The following is an 8143-nucleotide window of genomic DNA, read 5'->3' on the forward strand; positions in this document are numbered from 1 at the left end:
CGAGCCGCGGCCGGCCGGAATCCCGCGCCGCCACCGCCGCGATGGTCAGCATCACCGCCTGGCCCAGGTACATCGAGGCGAGGAAGCCGTGCATCAGCGGTGCCGGGAAGCTGTGCCAGAACTCCAGATCGAGCCCGACCGCCCCGGCCCAGATCACCCAGAAGAGCGGAATCGAGAGATAGGAGGTGATCGCGCCGAGAAACAGCACCTGGAAGCCGAGAAACCCGCGCGGCCCGAGGTCGGCGAAGAGGCTGCGCGGCCGGCGCATATGGGTGGCCCAGGTGATCGCATAGCCCTTGAGCCAGCGCGAACGCTGGCGGATCCAGGGGCCCACGCGGCAATTGGCCTCCTCCCAGGTGGTCGAGTCGATCATGTCGCAGCTGTAGCCGAAGCGCGCCAGCCGCATGCCGAGATCGGCGTCCTCGGTGACGTTGTGCGCGTCCCAGGCGCCGATCGCCTCCAGCACCTTGCGGCGGAAGAAGACGCTGGTGCCGCCGAGCGGGATCGGGATGCCGAGCCGCTGCACCCCGAGGAGGATCACCCGGAACCAGATCGCGTATTCCAGCGTGAAGCAGCGCGCGAGCCAGTTGCGCTCGGTATTGTAGAAATCGAGATAGGCCTGCACGCAGGCGACCTCGGGCGGGGCATGCATCAGATGCTCGACCACCGCACGGATCTGCGAAGGATCCGGCCGGTCCTCGGCGTCGTAGATGCCCACGATCTCGCCCTCGCAGAAGGGCAGGGCGTAGTTCATCGCCCGCGGCTTGGTCTTCAGCCCGTCGAAGGGCACGGTCACGACTTCGACCGTGGACGGCAGGCCGGCGCGCTCGATGGCGGCGCGGGTGATGGCGTCGTCCTCCTCGAGCACCAGCTTGATGTCGAGCAGGGCCGCGGGATAGTCCATCGCCGCCAGCGCATCGAGCAGCCTGCGCGCCACCGCCTCCTCGCGCAGGAGCGGCACCAGGATCGAGACCCGCGGCAGCTTCTTGTAATCGGCGATGCGCGGCGTCTCCGGGCCGGCGCTCCGACGGCCGCGCCGGAATCGCGCCAGGATCGCCACCAGCCGCAGGCCCGTCGTCATGGTATTGGCGAGCAGGATCCAGAGCATCAGCACCATGAGCGCCGTCACCGGCGCCGCCACCGCCGCGCCGGCCATCGCCAGCAGGGCGAGGAGCGGCCGCCAGTGCCCCGCCGCCGGTGGCCAGCCGCGGCAGCTGAATGGCTCCGGGCATCGGTCGCGGGCATCGTCGCGCAGCCGCGCCGCATGGGCCTCGATGATCACCCGCCGGATGTCGTCGGGCGCGGCGAGGGCGAAGGCGAGTCTCTGGCCGGGCCCCGGGCCGCTGCAGGCCGCCTCGGCCTCCGGGGCGGCGTCGGGATGGGTGATCGCGACGACCCGCGTTCCGCCGATCTGCCGCCAGGGCACGGCGCCGATCCGCAGGCAGAGATGCGGGTCGATCCCGGCCAGCAGCTCGGGGTCGGGGGGCGTGTCCCGCAGATCCACACGCCCGAGCCCGGATTGCCGCGACAGCGCCGCGGTCAGATCCTCCGGCGAGATGCTGCGGTTGGCGATCAGGATCCGGCCCAGCCGCTGGTCCTGCCCCGCCTGCTGGTCCAGCGCCGCCGCCAGGCCCTCCGCTTCCAGCACGCCCGCCCGCACCAGGAGGTCTCCGAGCAACACGCGCCGTTTCGCCGTATCCTTGCCCGGCGATTCCTCGTCGACCAGCGGAGTGAACGGCAGGACCTGAGCCATCACGAAACTCGCACTCGAAAAGAACTGCGAGATTGTTAAATGAAGTTTAAGAAAAGCTTAAGGTTATTGAAATGTAACCATTAATCACGCGCCCGATTGACGCGCCGCCATCGATGCGACGAAGCGCTCGAAGAGATAGAAGCTGTCCTGCGGTCCGGGGGAGGCTTCCGGATGATGCTGCACCGAAAACACCGGCCGATCGGCCATCGCGATCCCGCAGTTCGACCCGTCGAAGAGCGAGACATGGGTCTCGATCACGCCGGCCGGCAGGGTCTGGCTGTCCACGGTGAAGCCGTGGTTCATCGAGGTGATCTCGACCTTGCCCGTCGCCAGTTCCTTGACCGGATGATTCGCGCCGTGGTGGCCGTGGTTCATCTTGATCGTGCGCGCACCGAGCGCCAGCGCCAGCATCTGGTGGCCGAGGCAGATCCCGAAGATCGGAATGTCGCTCTGGTCGAGAACCTCGCGAATCATCGGCACCGCATAGGCGCCGGTCGCCGCCGGATCGCCCGGGCCGTTCGACAGGAACAGGCCCTCGGGATCATGCGCCAGCACCTCCTCGGCCGTGGCGCTCGCCGGAAGCACGGTCACGTCGCAGCCCGCCGAGGCGAGGCAGCGCAGGATGTTGCGTTTCGCGCCGTAATCGACCGCCACCACCCGCCGGGCCGGCCCCTCCCGGCGCGTGTAGCCGGCAGGCCAGGCCCAGCGCATCTCGTCCCAGCGGTAGCTCTGCGCGCAGGTGACGTCCTTGGCGAGATCCATGCCCGTGAGGCCGCGGAACGCCCTGGCGCTGGTGCGCAGCGCGGCGATGTCGAAGTTCCCCGAAGGATCGTGCGCGATCGCCACATGCGGCGCGCCCTGCAGCCGGATCGCCCGGGTGAGCCGGCGCGTGTCGAGCCCGCCGATGCCGATCCGGCCCCGCCGCGCCAGCCAGGCCGAGAGCGATTCGGCCGAACGCCAGTTCGACGGCGCGGTCGGACGCCATTTGACGACCATGCCGGCCGCCACCGGTTCCGCAGTCTCGTCGTCCTCGGGATTGACGCCGACATTGCCGATATGGGGGAAGGTGAAGGTGACGATCTGCCCCGCATAGGAGGGATCGGTCATGATCTCCTGGTAGCCGGTCATGGCGGTGTTGAAGCAAAGCTCCGCAACCGCTTGACCTGTCGCGCCGAATCCCTCGCCGTAGAAGATCTGGCCGTCGGTGAGCACGAGACAGGCCGTCGGCGGCGGCCGGTCGTCGTGCCGGGCGCCCGGCGCTCGATCCGTGTCGGCGGCTATCTGCGTCATGGTGCGAATCCTGTTGGCGGCGGGTGGAACCTAGGCCGCCCGATCGGGCGGGTCAAGCATGCTGACCTGAATGAAAATATAACAATAACAGAGACTTGAACAGGCCGGCGTGGCTTGCGGATAGAGGTGTGTCGCACTATATAATTAACCCTCGCTGCCTCGGAACGGCGTTACGCAAAGGTGCAGGATGATCCGAGAGAGACTCTCCGGAGACTTGAAGGAAGCGATCAAGGCGCAGGATCCGACCCGAATTTCGACTTTGCGCCTGATCTGTGCGGCCATCAAGGATCGCGACCTCAACACCCGATCCGACGAAGGCAGCGGCGGCATGCCGGAATCCGAGATCCTCGGCATCCTCGCCCAGATGATACGGCAGCGCGAGTCGAGCGCTGACGCCTATGACGAGGCCGGACAGGTCGACATGGCCGAGAAGGAACGCGCCGAGATCGAGATCATCCGGAGCTATCTTCCGCGCCAGCTTTCCGAAAAGGAAGTGAGATCGGCCATCGCCACCGCGATCCACGACACCGGCGCCGCCTCGATCCGCGACATGGGCAAGGTGATGGCGCATCTCAAGGCGCATCACACGGGTCGGATGGACTTCGCCCGTGCCTGTGCCTGCCTGAAGAACTCCTTCGGCTGACGATCGCCGGGGCCGCCAAAGGCCGGCGGCCCGAGCTTCGGAAGCGGACCATGAAGAAACGCCCGTTCGGACGACATGACTTCGGTCCGGTGGAGCAGGTCACGCTGGAAAGCCCTGACGCCGCCGTCTCGATCCTGAGCTTGGGATGCGCGGTGCGCGACTGGCGGATCGACGGAGCGCGCGGCAGCCTGCCCGTGGTGCTCGGCTTTCCCCGGCTCGAGGATTACGTGCTTCACGCCCGCGCCCATGGCGCCGTGGTGGGCCGGGTGGCCAATCGCACCGCGAAGGGCCGCTTCGAGCTGGACGGGAGGACCTGGCAGCTTGCGCAGAACGACGGCCTGCATCATCTGCACGGCGGTGCCGTCGGCCTCGACCGGCGGGTCTGGGCGATGGAGGTCGATACCGCGGCCGAGACCGTCCGTCTCGCCTATTTGAGCCCGGACGGCGAGGAGGGCTATCCGGGGCGGGTGGAATTCGCGGTGAGCTACCGCCTCGATGGCGCGCGGCTGGTCTGCGAGATGTCCGGCCGGCCGGACCGCCCGACCCCGATCAATCTCGCCCAGCACAATTACTACAACCTCGCCGGCACCGGGACGGTGCGCGACCATGTGCTGGAGGTCGATGCGCCCGATTTCACCCCCGTGGATGCCGAGCTGATCCCAAGGGGCGTGATCCGGAGCGTCGAGGGCACCGCGCTCGACTTCACCGCGCCGCGCAGCCTGGAGGAGGCGGATCCCGATGGGGCCGGTATCGACAACAATCTGGTGCTGCGCGCCGGCCGCGATCCGGGCGAGCCCGCGGCCAGGGTCCATTGCCCGCGCAGCGGCGTCAGCCTGAGGCTCCGGACCTCCGAGCCTGCGCTCCAGATCTATGACGGGGCCGGCGCCTCGGTCGCGGTTCCCGGCCACGAGGGCCAGATCTACGGCCCCTTCGCCGGGCTTTGCCTCGAGGCCCAGCATTTTCCCGACAGCCTGCACAATCCGGACTGGCCGAGCATCATCCGCACCCCGGAGCAGCCCTATCTCCAGCGGCTGGAGGTGGAGATCGCGCGCCGATAGCGGCCGCAGGCTCCGGGGCGGGGTGCGGGTCGCGATCGGGGCTTCGCTCAGGAGCGCCCCGGCCTTTCCCGATCGCGCGGCAAGCCCCGCTGCTGTCGTGCCGGGGTGGCATCCATCCGGATCCGGGCCCGATGTGCGCGCGCGCACATCGTGGTAATCGTATGAAATTAAACGATAAAGATTCTCACGTTTACCGGATCTTCACGCTGCACGACGTGACATCGTGATCGAAAGAAGAAGCGCATCCGGCAAAAGGACCGCATCCGGGCGCGCCGAGCGTTGCCATCCGGCCGAGGCCAGGCACCGCCGGGCAGCGGGGCGGTCGCACCGGGAACAATCGGCTCCAATGCGATCACTCCGGCGTCCGCACGGGCGGCGCTCCGGCTTCCGTCGCCCCCGGAGCGGTTCAAGGCCGCCAGTGGAGAAAATTGGCGATCAGCCGCAGGCCGGTCTTCTGGCTCTTCTCGGGATGGAACTGGGTGCCCGCCAGATTGTCGCGCCCGACCATGGCGGTGATCGTGCCGCCGTGGTCGGTGCGGGCGAGCACATGGGCGGGGTTCTCGGCGACAAGATGGTAGGAATGCACGAAATAGGCGTGATCGCCGGCGGCGATGCCCTCGAGCAGCGGGTGGGGCGCCAGATCCTCGAGCGCGTTCCAGCCCATATGCGGGATCTTCAAAGCCGGGTCCGAGGGCGCGATGCGCAGGACCTCGCCGGGGATCCAGCCGAAGCCGGGCGTGTCGAGCCCGTGCTCGCGGCCCCAGGTGGCCATCATCTGCTCGCCGACGCAGATCCCGAGGAAGGGCGCGCGCTCGCCGATGACGCGGGCCTCGATCGCCGCGAAGAGCCCCGGCCGGGCCATGAGCCCGGCGCGGCAATCGGCGAAGGCGCCGACGCCGGGCAGCACGATCCGCTCGGCATCGCGCACCGCTGCCGGATCGGCGCTGATCGTCACCGGGCCGGCGCCGGTCTCGGCGGCCATGCGCTGGAAGCTCTTCAGCGCCGAATGCAGGTTGCCGCTCTCGTAATCGACGATGACGCAGGTCATGGGCCTAGAGCACGCCCTTGGTCGAGGGAATGCCGGCGGCGCGCGGATCGGGCTCGACGGCCATGCGCAGCGCCTGGGCGATCGCCTTGAAGCTGGCCTCGGCGATGTGGTGGCTGTTGGCGCCGTCGAGACAGGCGACGTTGAGCGTCATGCGTGCGTTCATCGCCACCGCGGTCCAGAACTCGCGCACCAGCTCGGTGTCGAAGCTGCCGATCTTCGCGCTCGGGAAATCGACCTTCCAGACGAGAAAGGGCCGGCCCGAGAGATCGAGCGCGGCGCGCACCAGCGCCTCGTCCATGGGCAGGAGGCAGGAGCCGTAGCGGCGGATCCCCGTCTTGTCGCCGAGCGCCTCGGCGAGCGCCCGCCCGAGCGCGATGCCGATGTCCTCGACGGTGTGGTGGTCGTCGATATGCAGGTCCCCCGTGGCCCTGGTCCTGATGTCGATCATCGCGTGGCGCGCGAGCTGGTCGAGCATGTGGTCGAAGAAGCCGACGCCGGTGGCATTGTCGTAGGCGCCGGTGCCGTCGAGATCGAGCGCGACGGTCAGCGCGGTCTCGGCGGTGGTGCGGCTGACTTCGGCCTTGCGCATGGGGGGCTTTCCTTGGAATGCTGCTCGGGCGGTCTATAGACCGCCGTCGGAGCCGTTCCAAGCCCGGCGGGCGGCGTGTCCGGGAAGGGCCTCGTCGCGGCGGCTCGGAAGGAATCGCGATGTTTCTGGCGTCGATGGATTTTGCGCTCGGCGAGGACATCGCGGCCCTGCGCGATCTGGTCGCCTCCTGGGCGCAGGAGCGCGTGGCGCCCATGGCCGCCGAGATCGACCGCAGCAACCTCTTTCCCGCCGCCTTGTGGCGCGAGATGGGCGATCTCGGCATCCTCGGGATCACCGTGCCGGAGGCCGAGGGCGGCGCCGGCATGGGGTATCTCGCCCATTGCGTGGCGGTGGAGGAGATCGCGCGCGCCTCCGCCAGCGTGGCGCTGAGCTACGGGGCGCATTCCAACCTCTGCGTCAACCAGATCGCGCTCAACGGCAGCGCGGAGCAGAAGGCGCGCTATCTGCCCGGGCTGATCTCCGGTGCGCAGGTCGGGGCGCTGGCGATGTCCGAGGCGGGCGCGGGCTCGGACGTGGTCTCGATGAAGCTCCGGGCCGAGAAGCGGAACGACCGCTACGTGCTCAACGGCACGAAATACTGGATCACCAACGGGCCGGACGCCGATGTGCTGGTGGTCTATGCCAAGACCGACCCGGAGGCGGGCGCGAAGGGCATCACCGCCTTCCTGATCGAGAAGACCATGGCGGGGTTCTCGACGAGCAAGCATTTCGACAAGCTCGGCATGCGCGGCTCGAACACCGGCGAGCTGATCTTCTCGGATGTCGAGGTGCCCTTCGCGAACGTGCTCGGCGCGGAAGGGCGCGGGGTCAGGGTGCTGATGTCGGGGCTCGACTACGAGCGGGTGGTGCTCTCGGGGGTGAATGTCGGGCTCATGCACGCGGTGCTCGACCATATCATGCCCTACATGCACGAGCGGCGGCAGTTCGGTGAAAGGATTGGCGATTTCCAGCTGATGCAGGGCAAGGTCGCCGATCTCTACACCGCGCTCAGCACGGCGCGGGCCTATATGTACGCGGTGGCCGCGGCCTGCGACCGGGGCGCGGTGCGGCGGGCCGATGCGGCGGCCTGCGTGCTCTATGCCTCGGAGCAGGGCATGAAGGCGGCGGTGCAGGGCGTGCAGGCGATGGGGGGCGCGGGCTATCTCGCCGAGAGCCCGCTCGCGCGGATCATGCGCGACGCCAAGCTGATGGAGATCGGCGCCGGCACCTCGGAGATCCGGCGGATGCTGATCGGGCGGGAACTGATGACGGCGACGGAATGAAGGCCCCGAGCTCCGGCGGCGGCACGGCGCGGGTCCTGCAGGAGCGGGTGGAGGCCATCGCGCCCGGTCCGCAAGCTCCGGAGCCTCGCGCATGGCGGTGATCGCCTCCTCGGCCAGCCCGGCTTCGGCCGCGTTCCGCGCCAACCAGGCGACGCATCTGGCGGCGCTGGCCGAGATCGAGGCGGCGGCCGCCGCCGCGGCGGACGGGGGCGGGGCGGAGGCTTCGGCGCGGCATGTCGCCCGGGGCAAGATGCTGCCGCGGGAACGGGTGGCGATGCTGCTCGATGCCGGCGCGCCGTTTCTCGAGATCGGCGCGCTGGCGGCGCATGGGCTCTACGACGGCGCCGCGCCGGGGGCGGGGCTGATCGCCGGGGTGGGGCGGGTGGAGAGCCAGCCGGTGATGGTCGTGGCCAATGACGCCACGGTCAAGGGCGGCACCTATTATCCGCTGACCGTGAAGAAGCACCTGCGCGCCCAGG

Annotated in this window: 8 protein-coding genes; 4 read left to right on the top strand and 4 right to left on the bottom strand. The window is 68.9% G+C overall.

What is annotated here, in order from left to right; translation table 11 throughout:
• Both V7050_RS15375 and carA read right to left on the bottom strand, forming a co-directional pair.
• A partial coding sequence (locus tag V7050_RS15375) for a glycosyltransferase family 2 protein (RefSeq protein ID WP_324410788.1) occupies positions 1 to 1753 on the bottom strand: 1753 nt, incomplete at its 3' end.
• An 84-nt stretch (positions 1754 to 1837) separates the two neighbouring features.
• Positions 1838 to 3043: a glutamine-hydrolyzing carbamoyl-phosphate synthase small subunit gene (gene carA / locus V7050_RS15380; protein ID WP_324368573.1), complete on the bottom strand. Its 1206-nt coding sequence runs from the start codon at positions 3041 to 3043 to the stop codon at positions 1838 to 1840.
• 187 nt (positions 3044 to 3230) lie between these two features.
• Here carA and V7050_RS15385 point away from each other — a divergent pair, with 187 nt between their 5' ends.
• Together V7050_RS15385 and V7050_RS15390 are read left to right on the top strand one after the other, a co-directional pair.
• A complete protein-coding gene (locus V7050_RS15385) occupies positions 3231 to 3686 on the top strand; it encodes a GatB/YqeY domain-containing protein (RefSeq protein ID WP_324368571.1) in 456 nt (151 codons plus the stop codon).
• Positions 3687 to 3736: 50 nt separating this feature from the next.
• Positions 3737 to 4744, top strand: coding sequence for an aldose epimerase family protein (locus tag V7050_RS15390; RefSeq protein ID WP_324368569.1), 1008 nt, complete (start codon positions 3737 to 3739; stop codon positions 4742 to 4744).
• A 406-nt stretch (positions 4745 to 5150) separates the two neighbouring features.
• On the opposite strand, the gene hisH is transcribed toward V7050_RS15390, so the two are convergent.
• A complete protein-coding gene (gene hisH / locus V7050_RS15395) occupies positions 5151 to 5792 on the bottom strand; it encodes an imidazole glycerol phosphate synthase subunit HisH (RefSeq protein ID WP_324368567.1) in 642 nt (213 codons plus the stop codon).
• Positions 5793 to 5796: 4 nt separating this feature from the next.
• Positions 5797 to 6381 carry an imidazoleglycerol-phosphate dehydratase HisB gene (gene hisB, locus V7050_RS15400; RefSeq protein WP_324368565.1) on the bottom strand — a complete coding sequence of 195 codons (585 nt, stop codon included), beginning with the start codon at positions 6379 to 6381 and terminating at the stop codon, positions 5797 to 5799.
• 119 nt (positions 6382 to 6500) lie between these two features.
• On the opposite strand from hisB, the gene V7050_RS15405 reads away from it, so the two are divergent.
• Both V7050_RS15405 and V7050_RS15410 read left to right on the top strand, forming a co-directional pair.
• On the top strand, positions 6501 to 7664 hold the full coding sequence (locus V7050_RS15405; protein ID WP_324374266.1) for an acyl-CoA dehydrogenase family protein: 1164 nt from the start codon (positions 6501 to 6503) through the stop codon (positions 7662 to 7664).
• A 91-nt stretch (positions 7665 to 7755) separates the two neighbouring features.
• On the top strand, positions 7756 to 8143 hold a 388-nt coding region (locus V7050_RS15410), incomplete at its 3' end, for a carboxyl transferase domain-containing protein (protein WP_324410790.1).

Origin of the sequence: Amaricoccus sp. (genome assembly GCF_036846665.1) — a bacterium.
In the GTDB taxonomy this organism is placed as follows: Bacteria; Pseudomonadota; Alphaproteobacteria; order Rhodobacterales; family Rhodobacteraceae; genus Amaricoccus.